At 54.4% G+C, this 16167-nt stretch carries 19 protein-coding genes and 1 pseudogene; 7 read left to right on the forward strand and 13 right to left on the reverse strand.

What is annotated here, in order from left to right; all coding sequences use genetic code 11:
• Positions 1 to 42: 42 nt before the first annotated feature.
• The 4 genes from ACF8PE_RS01095 to ACF8PE_RS01110 are packed head-to-tail and all read right to left on the reverse strand — an operon-like array spanning position 43 to position 2500.
• A complete protein-coding gene (locus ACF8PE_RS01095; protein ID WP_392494312.1) occupies positions 43 to 636 on the reverse strand; it encodes a tail assembly protein in 594 nt (197 codons plus the stop codon).
• Entirely contained in the window at positions 624 to 1355 is a 732-nt protein-coding gene (locus ACF8PE_RS01100) for a C40 family peptidase (RefSeq protein ID WP_234548889.1), read from the reverse strand. The genes ACF8PE_RS01095 and ACF8PE_RS01100 overlap by 13 nt, the downstream gene beginning before the upstream one ends.
• Before the next feature lie 12 nt (positions 1356 to 1367).
• Positions 1368 to 2141, reverse strand: coding sequence for a phage minor tail protein L (locus ACF8PE_RS01105; RefSeq protein ID WP_234548890.1), 774 nt, complete (start codon positions 2139 to 2141; stop codon positions 1368 to 1370).
• Between the two features lie 8 nt (positions 2142 to 2149).
• Positions 2150 to 2500, reverse strand: coding sequence for a phage tail protein (locus tag ACF8PE_RS01110; RefSeq protein ID WP_234548891.1), 351 nt, complete (start codon positions 2498 to 2500; stop codon positions 2150 to 2152).
• A 183-nt stretch (positions 2501 to 2683) separates the two neighbouring features.
• On the opposite strand from ACF8PE_RS01110, the gene ACF8PE_RS01115 reads away from it, so the two are divergent.
• Entirely contained in the window at positions 2684 to 3151 is a 468-nt protein-coding gene (locus tag ACF8PE_RS01115; protein WP_234548892.1) for a hypothetical protein, read from the forward strand.
• A gap of 261 nt (positions 3152 to 3412) precedes the next feature.
• Here the strand turns inward: ACF8PE_RS01115 and ACF8PE_RS01120 are convergent, their stop codons facing one another.
• The 9 genes and pseudogenes from ACF8PE_RS01120 to ACF8PE_RS01160 form a co-directional block, all read right to left on the reverse strand.
• Positions 3413 to 3895, reverse strand: a complete 483-nt coding sequence (locus ACF8PE_RS01120; RefSeq protein WP_172747879.1) for a hypothetical protein — start codon at positions 3893 to 3895, stop codon at positions 3413 to 3415.
• Positions 3896 to 3996: 101 nt separating this feature from the next.
• Positions 3997 to 7167 (reverse strand): phage tail tape measure protein, encoded by a 3171-nt coding sequence (locus tag ACF8PE_RS01125; protein WP_234548893.1) that lies wholly within the window; start codon positions 7165 to 7167, stop codon positions 3997 to 3999.
• The gene (locus tag ACF8PE_RS01130; RefSeq protein ID WP_392494315.1) at positions 7167 to 7409 is read right to left on the reverse strand and encodes a DUF1799 domain-containing protein; all 243 of its coding nucleotides are present in this window, start codon (positions 7407 to 7409) and stop codon (positions 7167 to 7169) included. The genes ACF8PE_RS01125 and ACF8PE_RS01130 overlap by 1 nt, the downstream gene beginning before the upstream one ends.
• Positions 7399 to 7830 (reverse strand): DnaT-like ssDNA-binding protein, encoded by a 432-nt coding sequence (locus ACF8PE_RS01135; protein WP_392494317.1) that lies wholly within the window; start codon positions 7828 to 7830, stop codon positions 7399 to 7401. The genes ACF8PE_RS01130 and ACF8PE_RS01135 overlap by 11 nt, the downstream gene beginning before the upstream one ends.
• A 2-nt stretch (positions 7831 to 7832) precedes the next feature.
• Positions 7833 to 8054, reverse strand: coding sequence for a hypothetical protein (locus tag ACF8PE_RS01140; RefSeq protein WP_234548902.1), 222 nt, complete (start codon positions 8052 to 8054; stop codon positions 7833 to 7835).
• Positions 8055 to 8093: 39 nt separating this feature from the next.
• The gene (locus ACF8PE_RS01145; protein WP_234548903.1) at positions 8094 to 9233 is read right to left on the reverse strand and encodes a P22 phage major capsid protein family protein; all 1140 of its coding nucleotides are present in this window, start codon (positions 9231 to 9233) and stop codon (positions 8094 to 8096) included.
• Positions 9234 to 9286: 53 nt separating this feature from the next.
• Positions 9287 to 9424: pseudogene (locus tag ACF8PE_RS01150) on the reverse strand (hypothetical protein); the annotation flags it as partial.
• A gap of 78 nt (positions 9425 to 9502) precedes the next feature.
• Positions 9503 to 10060 (reverse strand): toxin YdaT family protein, encoded by a 558-nt coding sequence (locus tag ACF8PE_RS01155; RefSeq protein ID WP_234548925.1) that lies wholly within the window; start codon positions 10058 to 10060, stop codon positions 9503 to 9505.
• A 2-nt stretch (positions 10061 to 10062) separates the two neighbouring features.
• Entirely contained in the window at positions 10063 to 10290 is a 228-nt protein-coding gene (locus tag ACF8PE_RS01160; RefSeq protein ID WP_213841880.1) for a YdaS family helix-turn-helix protein, read from the reverse strand.
• A 114-nt stretch (positions 10291 to 10404) separates the two neighbouring features.
• Here ACF8PE_RS01160 and ACF8PE_RS01165 point away from each other — a divergent pair, with 114 nt between their 5' ends.
• From ACF8PE_RS01165 to ACF8PE_RS01190, 6 genes are all read left to right on the forward strand, one after another.
• Positions 10405 to 10818 (forward strand): transcriptional regulator, encoded by a 414-nt coding sequence (locus ACF8PE_RS01165; RefSeq protein WP_234548926.1) that lies wholly within the window; start codon positions 10405 to 10407, stop codon positions 10816 to 10818.
• 140 nt (positions 10819 to 10958) lie between these two features.
• Positions 10959 to 11201: a hypothetical protein gene (locus ACF8PE_RS01170; protein WP_032611883.1), complete on the forward strand. Its 243-nt coding sequence runs from the start codon at positions 10959 to 10961 to the stop codon at positions 11199 to 11201.
• Positions 11201 to 11398 (forward strand): DUF1482 family protein, encoded by a 198-nt coding sequence (locus ACF8PE_RS01175; RefSeq protein WP_032611886.1) that lies wholly within the window; start codon positions 11201 to 11203, stop codon positions 11396 to 11398. The genes ACF8PE_RS01170 and ACF8PE_RS01175 overlap by 1 nt, the downstream gene beginning before the upstream one ends.
• Positions 11399 to 11402: 4 nt before the next feature.
• A complete protein-coding gene (locus tag ACF8PE_RS01180) occupies positions 11403 to 11567 on the forward strand; it encodes a YdaE family protein (protein WP_234548927.1) in 165 nt (54 codons plus the stop codon).
• A 139-nt stretch (positions 11568 to 11706) separates the two neighbouring features.
• Positions 11707 to 15087 carry a RecE family exodeoxyribonuclease gene (locus ACF8PE_RS01185; RefSeq protein ID WP_279868921.1) on the forward strand — a complete coding sequence of 1127 codons (3381 nt, stop codon included), beginning with the start codon at positions 11707 to 11709 and terminating at the stop codon, positions 15085 to 15087.
• 14 nt (positions 15088 to 15101) lie between these two features.
• Positions 15102 to 16142, forward strand: coding sequence for a recombinase RecT (locus tag ACF8PE_RS01190; RefSeq protein ID WP_279868919.1), 1041 nt, complete (start codon positions 15102 to 15104; stop codon positions 16140 to 16142).
• The last annotated feature ends 25 nt before the right edge of the window (positions 16143 to 16167 follow it).

The following is a 16167-nucleotide window of genomic DNA, read 5'->3' on the forward strand; positions in this document are numbered from 1 at the left end:
AAAAAGCACCCGATTGGGTGCTAATTGAAGAGTAAGAAATTCTCAGATGTCCTCGGCCACGATCCCCGCACTGATTATGGCGCCGCCAATTTCGCGCTCGCCATACAGCAGCGCGACCGGGTTGCCCATCGCCAGGGTGTTCACTGCGCCGCCGAAGGCATAGCTGGGCTTATTGTCAGGGTCATCGCGCCCCTGAAGGCCTTTGGGCTGCGGCGAGAGCATCTGATAGATACCGCCTGCAGCCATGCCGATACCAGCAGAAATCATGGCGCCACCGACCGGACTGGCCCAGCCAGCAGAGAGGCCAGACACTACGATGCCCGCCACCACCATCACTGCGCCAAGGATCGTCTGGAACATACCCGCCTTTTTCGCCCCTTCCATCACAGGCGCGATGCGGATATCACTGTCACCGCCCAGCTCCTTAAAATCCTGTGCGCCGATGTTGCGTTTGCCACGAAACACTGCGAAGGTCATGCCGTTTTTTTTTGCATTCATGAGAAAGCTTTCCAGCCCGTCCAGGTTGATGCACAGCGCCTTTACCGCTTCCGCTGACGTCTGCACCGCCAGCCGGTGAACGCGGCCAAACCGGGCACCCAGCGCGCCATACAATCGAATCGTGGTTAAGCGCGCCATGGCTTAATCTCCTGCGGCAGGTCTTTGTGCCGAACGCAGATCATCGTCCGGTCTTTAAAATATCCACGGGCATAAGGCGTGATACAGGATGGCTGGCCGTACAGATGGTGCAGCAGTTCGCCGTCTTCGGTGATGATCCCCGCGTGGTTCCACTTGTCCGACTCGACCTGCATGATGACCATGCACCCGGGCGCGGGGTCGCATTCGACAAACCCCTCGAGCTCCCAGTTATCGAAATAGAGGTTGTCCGGGTACTGGCTTTCCCACCACGGATAATCTACGCGGAAATCGTTCAGCGTGACGCCTTGGGTGGTGTGCCAGTCCATGACCAGCCCCCAGCAGTCGAGCGAACCAAGGAGGAACGGGCGGCCAATCAGCGGGATGGCATCTGGTGATATCTCTGCGTATTCATCGCAGTCCGGCGCGTAAATGCCCCAGACCACATCAGAGTTGTTGCACTGCTGGCGATCAAGGTCAGAGGGGATAGGCCGTGCGCCATCGCCCGGGTGGGAGTGAATGACGCGGACAATGGTCCCGGCGTCCTCGGCGTTCGCCCAGTGTTCACCGTCAATTCGAAAATGCTCTGTTGGATTTTCGTGGCTGTTCGGCACCGGGATATAGCGCTGGCGCCGTCCTGACTGAATGACGAAGCCGCAGCACTCGCGTGGGGATTCCTCCAGCGCATGCGCCCGGATCGCCGTCATAATGGTTTTGTTCATGAGTTTATCCGGTTATCGGGAGAAGAGAACTGTCGCCGGGTAGCCGCCGAAATCAAGAACGGCAGTGTTCGGTTCTGCCAGCCCGGCGCCGAAACGCTTGCGGCAGTCACTGAGGCAACCCCCGCATACATCAAACGCCGGGTCCGCTACCGCATTACCCTTCGCATCGAAATATGCCGTGCCGTTGTAGGTGCAGCCGTCACCGCTGCGATATTGTCCGCGCAGTGCCCATTCGCAGAGCGAGGTGATCTGCCGGGTTGGTATGACCAGGTTCTGCAGGTCTGCCGGGCTACTGAGCGACCAGGACACCACCTCGTCATCTTCAGAGGTTTTGGTATCCAGCCAGAAGGTCTGAAGGGAGAACATCGTCGGGTCTGCTGTCGGATTAACACCGCCCGGGAAGTTCACCGCATCCAGGTAAACCGCGTAGGTGTCGATGATGCTCACCTTTGCATTCACCATGTCTTTAAACTGGAGACACAGCGCAGTGATATGGCCGTCCAGATTAGAAACGCTGAGCTTTGGCTCGGCGGCCTGATCGGTTGAAAGCGCCAGGTCGGTGACCTGGAAAGGCCAGAACTCGTAGGCGTTGCCATCCCAGATGATGGGCTTCGGCCCCAGCCTGGCCTCGTCGCCGTTCGCCGCGTCAATCTCGGCTGGCGTGTGGGGAAACGGGCTGTAGTGAAAGCGATGGATCCCGCCGCTGAACTCTGAGGCATCCACTTCGACCAGGCGGACCCTGCCACCTGGCGCCAGCTTCGCCGCTGTATCAATCAGTGCTGTCATGTTCTACCTCAGGCAAAAACGCCATAGGCGCGCTTAATGGTAAATGTCAGCTCAGCGAATTTGCTGTTCAGTTGGTTTTTGCGAACAGAGTCGGCGATAACGCGATACAGCCCCTTCTCTTCGCCCGGCGGCGTGATGATGAAAGCCTTAACGGTGTGAGCCAGGAGGAAATCGCGCACTGCGTTTACCTCTGTCTCAGTGCCGGTATGTTTCATCGGCACCTGGATCGCGGTGGAGTTGATGCCGTTCTCGGCAACCTGCTCATAGCCATCGCCAAACTGCGCCGCACGCACCGTCTTTCCATATTCAATGGGGCCAGCGCCGAGCTGCGAGCGCCAGCTGTAAGTCTCAATGGCCATGTTTACTCCATAAAAAAACCCAGCCGGAGCTGGGATCGAAAGATAAAAAATAATTCCAGACTACATCCGTACAGTAAATAAGGTATCGTTACAGAACGCAGTAGTTAATCTTAAAAGAAAATTTACATGTTCAAATAATGCCCTTGTAATAATTACTACAGACATCATTACTAGGAATCATCAATGGATAAATACAATCGAACTGCTCAGCACGAACTATTACAGGAACTCTATAACCGGGCACCTTATGGGATCACGCAAGAGCGAAAGTCTCATTATTTGCAGTCCTTTGGAAACTTAGATAACCTGGTGGCGAATCTCTATTATCTGTATGAACACGAACTACTTGAATGTCTTTTCCTAAAAGATCTGTCAGGTAAAATTTCAGTTCAACTAGAAAGCTTGAAAATTACCAGTAAAGGTATTGATTTCATAAGAGATGACGGCGGTTTGGGTTCCATACTTAACGTGCATACTATCAAGTTCCACCGTGACGCTGTCATAGTGCTGGAAGACCTTATTGCCATATCTAATCTAAACGATACTGATAAGGAAAAAGCGAAAGCAGCTTTAGGCGGTCTATCAACAGAAGCCCTGAAAACGCTCGTTCAAACAGTTACGACTGCCAGTTTGGGCATGCTTATAAAATAACAGGCATCCGCCACAGAGCGGCCCTGCACCATCGCTTCATATTTGTTTAGAGGATCAAATGAACCGGGTTTGGCTAATCGTGTTGATTGTCACAATTTGCGCTGGTTTGGCGCAGGATTACATAATTGAAAAAGCAGCTGAACGCATTACTACAATCAGACAGTCATGTGTGATTGGGCATGGTTGCAAGAACATGTAGCCCACATGAGTGGGCTGTCATGAAAGCCCCGGGCGGGGCTTGGTGTCAAAATATCAGCATAATCACATATTTTTGTAGTAACTCACCTTGGCATTGAAATCCTGTTTGGCGAGAGATGTTTGGCTGGTCACATATGCTTCCCAGGAGCTGTAGGCATTGATAAGAGCATGCTTTTCATCAGCACCTGTAGTAGCTGACTTCATCGCCTCAAACACTCCTGAGGCATACTCCTTACGTTTGTCTTTTCTTTTGACACCGCAAGTAGCTATTGCATCGGCAACAGAATCATTCCACCCAACCATTTGAAGGATTTCTATCCGCTTTTGAATTACGAACTGATCCGCAGATGCGTTACGTGCCTGAGTTGAAAGATACTCAGCAAATTCCATTTTATTTTTTGGCGCCTGAGAGGGAAATTCTAAGTCCAGATCGCATTTTGACAGCTCATCATACTTGGCTTGTTTTTGCACGTTATTGCCTGGGCCATTACCAGCGCACGCAGAAAGAGCCATTGCTAACACCACAGTCGTGAAGACCTTTTTCATTATCATCCCCTGATTAGTATGGTTTCGAGCATAATAACCAGGGGAAGCATCGGTGTAACCAGGTACGGGTGATATTGCCATCTCAGAATTTAAGACGGTGCTTATTTGGACTGGAACTGTCTACCAAGCAGGCCATCGCTTCGAGCAGCCCTCGCAAGGATCTCCGTCACCTTAGATTCTATTTCCTTCCCTAACGCCCGTGCTGCAGCGCTTCCGTCTCCAGATGTGTTTGATGTTGCATTGCCCTTATTATCGACATAAATATCTATGTTGACCTGCGGCTGGGCACCGCCTCCTCCCTGCGCCCTGACACCAAGTCGGCCAGCGGAATCACGCGTTAGCGGCATAATCGCCTCAGCACCGGCCTCAGCAAAGACACCGCCCTTGGCAAACTTCGAGGCTCCCTGGAACGCGAAGTATTGAGGTGTATCATAGACGCCATTCACGTACTTACTTAGGCCCGGAGACTCATAGACTCCGCCTTTTGCATTCGGGGTGAATGACGGAACAGCGAATGATTGCCCTGCACCAGCCGAAGCTCCAGAACCACCACTGATCCACCCCATTGCCGCCTGCACTGCGTAGGCAACCATGAGGCGGTTCGTCACGTTCAGGATCATCTTAAGCATCGACTTACCGAACTCTTTAACCGATGCTTTGCCGGTTGTCATAAGCTCGGTAAGCATGTCGCTCAGGCCTGTCAACGTGGAACTGGCAACATTCTTCACGGCATCGTAGGTATTCGTGGCGGCGTCCAGATACTCATTCCAGCCGCTTACAGCACCAGCTTTCCAGTCGCCGCGCAGCTTATCCTCTTCAGCGTAATACTTCCGAAGCGCTGCCAGTTCTTTTTCATAACCAGCATCTTCAAGCTTGCCACCACCATTTAACCACCCCTGTCGGAGCTGCGCCTCCTCATTCATCCTCTGAGCCATTCGGCTGTTCAGGCCGGACCCGCTTCGAAGGGCTGCCGTCTTCTCTGCCATCTGGGTTACGTATTTGTTTGCCTGCTGCGCCAGGCCATTAATCTTCTGCTGGGCCTCAACTTCCTTGTTTTTCTGATCCACAACTTTAGCGGCGTTGAGGATGGCTTCACGACTCGAGAGAAGGGATTTCTCCTGCGCAGTCAGCGCGCGGGTTTTGGCGGCCTCGTCTAATTCGGCAAAATGCGATTGCTGTTTGCTGAATTCGGTGTTTTTGGCGTGAAGATCGCCGGTCTGACGCAGGGTTTCGAGCGTTTCAGTTAGGTTTCGGGCTTGGGCGCGGTAGTTCTCCAGGGTGCGATCGCCAGCGTCCAGAGTGGCCCTGGCTTCCTGAATTTTCCTTGCTGAACCTTGGGCGAGTTTCGATACAGCATCCTTAGTTTGCTTATCAACAGAACCGGTGCCTTTTACCCCGCCGCCAGGACCGTTCTTGGCCTCCTCTTCCCACTCGCGCTGGGATTTACTCAAGTTTGAAAAATGCTTGTTATAGTCGGCGGTAAGCTGGGCATACTCTTTGTTAGCGGCTTCACGGTTTTTAGCAACACTTTCAGCCAGACCGTTAAACCCCATGCCTTTTATGAGGGACTCCCCACCAGGGAGTTTGTTTGCAATCTCTGTGAAGCCGGTAATCATCCCCCCCATAATCCCCAGGGAGAGTTCTTTCATTTTCACGAATAAAGCTTCAAACGAGGTACCCAACAGCTTAAATACCTCGATAACCTGATTACCCCAGGCTCGAACTGTAACCCCGATTTGGCCGAAAACATCGGAAGAAAAAGCCTTTAGTCCGTTCCACGCTTGCCCGATATTATCGGTGGCCTCAACAATTTTATTGCTACGGTCCTCCATGGTGCTGGCAAACAACGTTATCGCTTCGTTTGCAGCTGCTGTTTTGCCCTTAGTTTTTTCAAGGGTGATGATGTGCTTCATCATAGCTTCATCAACAAAGCCATATTGCTGATTAAGGCTTGCCAGCGCCTCAATGGGATCGCTTGCCAGCCGTGAAAAATCCGCCAGCGCAGCCTTCGTATCGAGGCCAGCATCCCCCATAGCCATAATGGATTTGGCGATTTTAGTCATCTGGTCGGCGGTATACTTCCCGGTGTCATTAAGTTGTACCAGGGTATCAACAGAATCAGCCAGGGACGCGCCAGCATTTTCTGCAACATCTTTTGCCGCGTCATTCAATTGCTGCATTGATGAGAAGCCAGCCCCCCCCATCAAAATGAGCGATCTGGCAACATTGTCGAACTGCTGGGATGAGCTATAAGCAGCTCCCGCCAGAACAGCCAGAACAGCTAAAGAACCCGCAATAGCAAGGTTAAATGTATTTAGCAGACCACCCGCCCGCCCCAATTTCTCCGCTGCCTCACTCGTGTTATTAAGACCTTCAGCAGCATCACTGATGTTTGTTGCCGATTCAGCGGTCTCTCTGCTTTCTTCGTTAAAGCCAAATAATGCATCCCTCAGAGCCTGGAGCATTGGACCGAGGCCCCCGAAGGAATCCTTAATCTGCCCACCCTGCTGTAGCAGGATCAGGAATGGGGATTGTCCACCTGCCAGTTGAGTAGCAATATCGGTGAACTGCGCCGGGAGCGTGCGCAGTGCAGCACTGTACTGCCCCACAGAAATTCCAGCGCGGCGTGCAGCGGCCTCCTGTCGGGATAGCGCATCAGGCAGCACGTCAGCCACGCCAGAGAGCCGTTCACGCGTCTGGTTGAGGATAGTGTTGAAATGTTCGAACTGGGTGCCGTTAATGCGCCCCGCTTCGAAGTGTGCCACCAGCTGCGCATGCTGCTCGTCCAGCGAGTTGAATGCGCGGATCGTCGGGTCGATTGACCCCAGCAGGTTTTTCAGCGCGGCTGATTGCTTCTCTGCCGCCTGAGTGGCCGCAAGTTCTGCCTGGGCACGCGCCGCTGCTTCGCCGGTATCCGTCAGCTTAAGCCGGGTATCGTCCAGGATTTTTTTGTAGTGCTGAAAATCATCGGTATCCAGAAAGCCTTTGGTCTGGAAGTTACGCAGCGCGGCTTGTTGTTCGTCCAGCCGGTTCAGCGCTTTGTTTACCGGATCGATATTCTCAAGCAGGCCTTTCAGCGCAGCCTGTTGCTCCTTGATACCTTCGCTGCCCTGCTTTGCAGACTCAGCACCAGCGCGGAAAACGCTGTTAAGGTCATCAGCTTTGCCGACGGCACCAGCCGCGGCTTCACCGAGTTTATCCAGCTCATTGCTGGCAGTTTTCAGGTCAGAAACATCGGCCCGCAAAGTAATCGAGGCGATCTGGTCTGTCATTATTTCGTCTCCTTGTGCATTACTTTGAGAGCCTCGCTTTCCATAATCTGAAGGTCAGCCATGCAGGCCGCCGCATCATCAACCCCGTGTAACCCAAATACCCAGGGGAGAACGTTGTAATCAAGGCCGGTCGCCCCGCCCGCGCCAACGCGCCATTGAGTCGCCAGTGCAGAGAAGATGGTGAATGATTTCCATACCGACGGCAGGATCCCCACCTCTTCCTCCACGTCCTCAGGCGTCAAACCAAAAGCGGCTAACTCCGCGAGAGTCGGTCCTGGCGTGTACAACGCTGCGGCGACCTGCCTCAGTTTTTTTCGCGGATACCGCACCGCCACCAGCGACCGACGGCGTGAGTTCAATCTCCTGCGATTCGAGAGCCAGGCGGCACTGCGCATCAACCAGGCGCTGTGGGATGGTGTCATCTGGCAGGTCAACGCCGTCGAAGCGCACGCCCGCACGCGGCCACGATAGCGGCTGTGATGCACTGGAGCGCTCGCCGCGCCATGTCTTGCCTTCCAGATAGTCCATTGCCTGCATCAGCATCTGGCTACATTCGCCATCATCCGAAGGAACGGCATATCCGCGCCCCGCCGCGAACGTGCGCAGGTCAATAACGCTGGCGTAGCTGTTGAAGTCAGGCGAATGGGGTTCGGCAACCAGCATGGTTAGTCCTCCAGACGCCAGTCCAGCGCCAGCCAGTTATCCACCTCGTCAGGGTGAACCTCAGCGCTCAGCGGGCCGCCGGGGAATTCGGGCGCATCACGCACCATCACCACCAACTCAATACCCTGCTGGTCCTGCTGGACAGGAGTTTGTTCAGCGCCATTCTGCGCGGCAAGCTTTTCAGCCTCACGCTGTTCGCGCTGCTCTTTGGTCAATCCGGCCATTGGGCCTCCTGAATAACAAAGGGGCCGAAGCCCCAGCGGTTAGCCCATGATGATGGCGGAGTGACGTGGTGCCACAGCAGCAACACCCCAAGCCAGACCGACCTCGTAACGCACCTGGCGGTACTGGCGGTACAAAGCTACCTGGAAGGTGATGCCGGATTTCGGGTCGGTCACGTTCATCACGTCGTCGGCAGTATCGCCACCTTCCGGCATCGCCGGAGTACGGCTGGCCAGCAGGAATGAGCCGCGGTCAAACGCCATGTTTGGCGCGAATTCACTCAGCACAGTGACCGCAGCCTGATCTGCAAGATCCTGACGCAAGCCCGGAGAGCTGATGGTGATGCTGGAAGAAGTAGCAGCCACAACCAGATACTGGTTGTCATCACCATCAAACTTCACCGCGGTACCGGCTGCAATACCTCCAGTTCCCGCAGAAATAGCAACAATAATGTCACCCTCTTTCTTGGCGCCATTGACCTTATAGCCCGCAGCATTACTCTTCGCTGTGCGCTTAATGCTGAAGGACTCATGCAGATTGAAGCCCATGATTTTGCCAATGACACCTTCACGGAGCAGTTGGTCTGTGCCAGCCTCGTTCGTCTTGAACAATACGGACTGCTTACCGCGGATGGACGCCATGGCTTCGCCGCCGAGCACCATACGCAGATCAGTAGTTGGCGCACCATTGTCGGTCAGGATCTGACGAGCCAGCGCTGCATCGGACAGATCGTCTTTGATGCTGAAAGGAGTATCTTTCGGTGCACCAACTGCGCGGGAGGAGTTCAGATACAATGCAGCCAGATCAGCATCCACTTCGTTCGCCAGTGCGCGGAATGCCTGCTGGAACTGTGCAGCCAGAATGGTGTTGTAGGTACCTGCCGGGCCAAGAGCCAGTTGCTCTTCACCGTTCCATTTGACCGGGGCCATTTTGGCTTTGGTGATGGTGACATCTACGCCAGTAATATTCTGATCACCGGTATTTGGTGCTGAAGGTCCTGGAATGATGTCTTCGGTCTTGGTTGGCGGCGCAACTGGTGCGCGCACAATCTGGTCTTTAGCAGCTGCATCTGCCTTGGCGTCACGCGAAACTGCAGGGATAAAACCGGTTTGCTCGCGGGATACTACATCCAGCGCGGTATAGATGGTCGGGATCAGACCAGTAAGGGTATTACCTGCCATTTATGGCTCCTTTCGATTTAATCGACGATGCTGACGCCGTCTTTCAGCGCTGGCTCAACGATACACAGGGCATCCTGGATCTGATTGGCTAAACGAAGATAGCCATTTTCCAGATCAGCCATGCGGCTCTCCTGTTGTTCCTGCTTTGGAACGGGGAATTTGAATATCTCAGCGGTATTTGACATACTCACCTCCGCAATTACGCACAGTTTTTGCACTTGAAAGCCGTTGGTGTTCACGCACCGCGGCTTTCGCCTTTTTAGAACTCGTCAAATCGCACCTCCAAGCATCGTCGTGACCATCGCCATAATTGGCGCGACTGAATCCGGTCCATCCAGCAGGTACTTAGCAACTATGCTTTCGCTGATCTCTTTCCAGCGTTCCTGTTTGGGGGCTTTGAGAACGACTGCCTGAATGGCCTCGGCATCCTCTTTCACCGACTTGGCGATGCGAAGCGCGAAGCTATCGTGCTTAACAACCCGATCCCGGTACGCCAGCGGCAAAACCGAAATGATGACCGGCTCCAGTTGCTCGACGTTCGCCCGGTAGACTGGAGACTTCTCCTTGTTATCCAGCCATCGAAACAGCTTCACATTCCACACATCGGCATTGCAGCTGGTGTCGATCCCTACCAGCACCGCCTCTTCAACCGCCTCTTTGATTGCCAGGGCTACAGCCACACGCCCCTCTGCTGCTGCCCAGGCGCGAACGGCAGAACAGATGGCACGGTGATCAATCTTTTGGCTATCCCTCTCATCTTGTTGAAACTGGAATGTCAGGCGCTCTGTCGGCGCTCTGGTATTCTGTTGAAAAGAAAGTGTTTGCATTGTTAATGCTCCTCCTTTGGTAAACCGTCGGTGGGGTTCGGGTAGATGTCTTCACGCAACTGATGCGGCGTAATGCTCCACCCAAGAACCTTACAGAGAGGGATTACGCGATTCGCTGGCACCTGCCCGCTCAACCATAGGCTTACAGTTTGCGGTGTAGTTCCAAGCGCAATAGCTATGTCTGTTTGACTCATCTGTGTGCAGATCTGGCGCTTTAATTCAGGGTTCATGGGTTCTCCTTTTCGTTTCAAGGAAAACTATACATTCAACCTTCAAGCATTTCTAGTTTTTCTTGAACAAGTCTTGAAGTGATGTTTACAAGGTAGGTTTGTAAAATGGATTGCATGAAAGAAGAAAATAAGAACTTTGCCTTCCGCATTAACCAAGTACTTGCGCAGACTGGCTGGAACCTTTCAGAGCTGGCCCGTAGAGTCATGGTTAGCCCACAAGCGACACATCAATGGTCTAAAGGCGACACCACTGCAAGAGGTGAGCGCCTTAAGCGCCTCTCAGCTGCGACAGGCAAGCCGGGACACTGGTTCTTTCTTCCTCCCGGTGAAGAGCCAACTGCAGATGAACTGGAAGAGTTAGCGCGTTCTACCCCACTGGATGACAAAGAGCAGGCGTTATTGGCTTTATTCAACCAGATGCCTGAAGCAGAAAAGAATCGTCTGATCGTCCACGCGAAAAGCGTTTTAAAGGAACTCGACCTTCTTAAGGGCGATGTAGCAGATATCATCAAAAACATTTCGAACTAAAAATTCTTTAACGCAATCACATGTGCGTCAATTCGCACGACCTCAATTTAAAGTTTTTCTATAAATCACCTTTACAGCTTCTAGATAAACTTGTAATGTTTCTACATCGACAACAAGCGCAGCGTTGTCAGGTTAAAGAAATGTTCCGCCAGCCTGGCGACAAGGGCAAACAGGTGATTGAGATGAAAATTAATCCAGCAGTACCAAACAGCGGTCGCGCCGTTCCAATGCGTAATCAGCGTACCGGCGCAGCATGGCTGGTCTCTTTTAACTACAGCGAAGGCATGTACTGGCACGAACCGCAGGGAAATCTGCGCCACATCCGCCGACCGTATGCCTCACGCAATATTGAACCGCATCTGGTTCCGGCAGGTACACACTGATGGGCACCTTATTCGCTCTCGTCCTGACCATCGGCATGACCAATGGTGAATTCCAGGATGTCGTTCTCGATGTTTATGACAGTCAGCAGCAATGCGAGCAGGCCGCTATCGAACAGAAGGTTTCAGGGGATTGCTACCCGGTTGAACGGATCGTTCGCAGTGACGAAGTTCCAGCGGAAACCACGGTTAAGTTCTGAGGAGATGATGATGCAGAAGACATGCGCGTACTGCCGCAAACCAATCGAGAAAGACAAAGAAGTTAAAAACGTATTGCTCTTCATCCGCGGCGCCCAGCTGGCGCGCGAAGAACTCGATTATTGCTCCAAGCGTTGCGCTTCGTACGACCAGATGGCCCACGAAGCCTAACGTAAAACCCGCGCAAGGCGGGGTCTACGTCCGGTGCCACCGACCAAAGTTACACCGGAATTTATACCAAAACCAAAAACACACCCAATGGGCGCTATCTCTGGCCCGGGGATCTTACATCCAAAAATGAGGATCTGACATGGAATTTTTCCATCTGCTTAAGGCCAGTCAGAAGTCTGGCAAGAAAGATGCGGTGATTTGGTTCACTGCGAAAAGTGCAGCGCGCGCCGCCCTGACGCTCGATGTCGCGCTGGAAGACGCCGACATCGAAACTGGGCGCGGTAAGGACTACGCCAAGCCTGTACGCACCGATATGCCGATTGTTGACGACCTGCCAGAAGAAGGTGTCGTCTGCTTCGAGTTCTGTAAGCGCTATCAGTTGGCCGACGACCAGCGCACCTGGAACGTGATCCCCGACGCCGCATCTCAGAGCGAAACCACCACCGTCCCGGACAGCACCACCAGCGATGAGAATCAGCCGGTCGCGGCGGTAACCGCCACTGATACCGCAGAGGTGGGCAGCACCTCCCAGCTTGAAAATCGCACCCCGGCTGTCCGCTTCGCCGTTCATCTGTTGGGTGACAAATACCTTTCAGAAATCAGCCAGGAGCAGCACATCGTCGCCAACGAACTGGCGAGCGATGAGGGGAATGTTTACTTCCAGTGTCTCCTGAAGGCCAAAAATGACGTTGCTGATATTAGCGATCTCAGCCTGCATGCTGAGTGGAAGCTGGTGCAGGCCATCAAAGACGTTTTCCCGCAGGACAAAGAACACGACCCTGCACTGCTTGCCGTCTTCATGTCGAGCTGGATTAAGGCTGAAGCTGGTGATCGCAATCAGCTGGCTGAAGACTGGAAGAGTGGAAAGCTCCCGGCCAGGGATGAGCCTGATTACTGGTATGAGAATGGCCTGCGGGTCCATAAAACCGGTGATGAGTTTACTCGTTATCCAGTATGCAAACTGCCGTTCCGTCAGCAACTGCTGGCTCAACTGACGGTGGACGAACTGCGCCATCATGTCACCCGCGGTGAACATGCGGAACTGTATGCACTGGAGATGGATACCGACAACAGCTATGTCCAGACGCTTCTGCTTGCTGCTGAAAGCTGCTCTGAGATTAAGGCTTTCGATACCAAAGACCTGTGGCGCTATACGACTGCCATTCGCAAAGTGTTCAGCATGGATAAACGCCATGAACTGGCGCTGCTGCTGCAGTTCACTAAGGCCTGGGTGGCCACCCCCTATATCGACCGCGGGATCCTGACGCGCGAATGGGCCGCAGGTAACCGCATCAGCCACGTGCAACGCACTGACGCAGGCACCAATGCCGACGGCGGGTATGTAACTGACCGCGGCGCAGATGCGCATCACACCCTGGAAACCCTCGATCTGGAGATCGCCTGCGCCCTTCTGCCGATGGACTTCAACCATCTGGAAATCCCCGGCAGCATTCACCGCCGCGCCAAAGAGGTTGTCGCGAAAAAAGAAGAACCATGGAAATCATGGAGCAAAATCCTGCGCAACCAGCCAGGCGTTCTGGCTGTCAACCGCGCGGCCATCTTTAACCTGGTTCGCATCGCGCCGGAGAATATCCACCTGACGCCAGCCGCGCATCTGGAGTTCGTGAACCGGACGATGACGGCTGAATTCAATGCTGCAACTGAGTTAGTGGCCCTTCAGCCTGTTACTGACGAACCTGCGGAGAATGAGATTGATAGCCACTTTGTCGATCAGCAGTTAGCTGCGGAACGCGGCGAGTTCGTTGACGGCATCAGTGACCCAGTCGATCCGAAGTGGGTTAAAGAAGACCTGACTGCTACCAGCCAGCCACAGGTCGCCAACCTCGGCGGCGGCGTATTCTCTATCGATAACCTTATTGGTAGAAATGCTGACCCGGTCATCAATACCCCCTCAAATGCAGTCGAAAAAACGGAAACAGTAACGGAGACCACCAGCGATGTGCAGATGGAAGAGACTAACCTGCAGGAAGGAGAAACTGGTGACGCGGTTCCACCAGGCGAAAGCGCTGATGCAGCTGATCCGCAAACAGATGCCCTGAGTGCGGCTGAGGTTCTGGCCGCCGCAGCGCCGTGCCTGGCTAACCAGGAACAGGCCGATGTGAACCAAAATGCGGAAAATGCGCATCAGGATGACGATTCTGCGCATCAAAACACACCAGAAGTGAATCAGATCGAGCCAGAAGCGCATCAGGCCGAACCAGTAGCCGAATACCCGGCGTACTTCGAACCGGGCCGCTATGAGGGTCTGCCGAATAACGTTTATCACGCAGCGAACGGGATCAGCTCGACCCAGGTGAAAGATGCCCGCGTCAGCCTGATGTACTTCAACGCGCGCCACGTCGCCAAGACCATCCCGCGCGAAGGCTCCAAAGTGCTGGATATGGGTAACCTGGTGCATGCGCTGGCGCTGCAGCCGGAAAACCTCGATGAGGAGTTCAGCGTGGAGCCGGTGATCCCGGAAGGGGCATTCACCACCGCGGCGACCCTGCGCACCTTTATCGATGCGCATAACGCCAGCCTGCCAGCACAGCTGAGTGCTGACGACATCAAGGCGCTGCTGGAAGAGCACAACGCCACCCTGCCCGCGCCGGTGCCGATGGGCGGCAGCCTGGAGGAAACAGCGCAGAGCTATATGACGCTGCCAGCTGAATTCCAGCGCATTGAGGCTGACCAGAAACAGACTGCTGCCGCGATGAAAGCCTGCATCAAAGAGCACAACGCCACCCTGCCCGCGCCGGTTAAAACCAGCGGTAGCCGTGATGCGCTCCTCGAGCAGCTGGCGATCATCAACCCTGACCTGGTGGCACAGGAAGCGCAGAAACCTGCACCGCTGAAAGTGTCCGGCACCAAAGCAGAGATGATCCAGGCGGTGAAGTCCGTTAAGCCGGATGCGGTATTCGCTGACGAACTGTTGGATGCGTGGCGCGAGAACCCGGGCGACAAGATTCTGGTGACCCAGCAGCAGATGCAAACAGCGCTGGCCATTCAGAAAGCGCTGCATGAGCACCCGACCGCCGGCAAGCTGCTGCTGCACCCTGATCGCGCTGTTGAGACGAGCTATTTAGGTATCGATGAGGAGACCGGGCTGGAAATCCGCGTGCGCCCGGATCTGGAAATCGACATCGACGCCGTACGCATCGGGGCCGACCTGAAAACCATCAGCATGTGGAACGTGAAGCAGTCCGGCCTGCGCGCCCGCCTGCACCGCGAAATCATCGACCGCGATTACCACCTCAGCGCGGCCATGTACATGCAGACCGCTGCACTGGACCAGTTCTTCTGGATTTTCGTTAACAAAGACGAGGGTTATCACTGGATCGCCATCGTTGAGGCCAGCGAAGAACTGATTGAGCTGGGCATGCTCGAGTATCGCCAGACCATGAATCGCATCGCTAACGCTTTCGACACTGGCGTGTGGCCAGCGCCGATCACCGAAGACTACACCGACGAACTGAACGACTTCGACCTGCGCCGCCTTGAAGCGCTGCGCCTGGCTTAATGGAGAGAATGACAATGCAAAACACCAATATTATCGCCGCAGAACAGACTCCAAACACCATTTCTGCCAGCAACGCAGTATTCAACGTGCAGGCACTCGGCCAGCTGACAGCATTTGCTGAACTGATGGCACAGTCTGCCGTGACTGTACCGAAACACCTGGCAGGTAAACCAGCCGACTGCATGGCGATCGTCATGCAGGCCATGCAGTGGGGCATGAATCCTTACGCGGTCGCCCAGAAAACGCACCTGGTTAACGGCGTTCTGGGTTACGAAGCGCAGCTGGTAAACGCAGTTATCTCCAGTTCAAGCGCCATAGTGGGCCGTTTCCATTACGAATACGGCGGCGACTGGGAAAAGATCGCCGGTAAGAAAGACGGCCGCGATGAGCTGGGCCTGTTTGTCCGGGTTGGCGCTGTCCTGCGCGGCGAGACGGATATCACTTGGGGCGAGAACATCTACCTGGCTGACATTACCACCCGGAACTCCCCACTGTGGAAAACGGCACCCAAGCAGCAGATCGCCTATCTCGCGGTGAAGTACTGGGCGCGCCTGTACTGCCCTGAGGTCATCCTCGGCGTCTACAGCCCGGATGAAGTTGAGCCACGTACCGAGAAGGAGATCAATCCGGCACCGCAGCGCGTTAACTTAGCTGACATCCCTGGTGACACTGTAACAACAACCCATAGCGCGCAGGAATCAGCCACCAACATTGACGCTATGGCTGATGATTTCCGGGATCGCATTGAGGCAGCTCAGGGCGTAGATAACGCCAAAGCAGTTCGGGCCGATATCGAAAGCGCCAAAAATGCGCTGGGTTCTGCCCTGTACACCGAGCTGAAAAACAAGGCCGTGAAGCGTTACCACCTGGTGGATGCGTATAACCGGGTCGAGGCGGCAATTAACTCCCTGCCGCAGCCCGGCGAACCGGATGGTGCCGAGCGCTTCGAGGAAGCTGAACGCGTGCTGGCGTCGGCAAAACGTCATCTGGGCGACGATCTGCACGATAAGTTCAGCATCACCCTGGCAGATATGAAACCGGAATACGTGGCCTAAGGGAGGCGGGAGGGTTCGCCCTCCC

Origin of the sequence: Leclercia sp. GLN_9, assembly GCF_043105735.1 — a bacterium.
GTDB lineage: Bacteria > Pseudomonadota > Gammaproteobacteria > Enterobacterales > Enterobacteriaceae > Enterobacter > Enterobacter adecarboxylatus.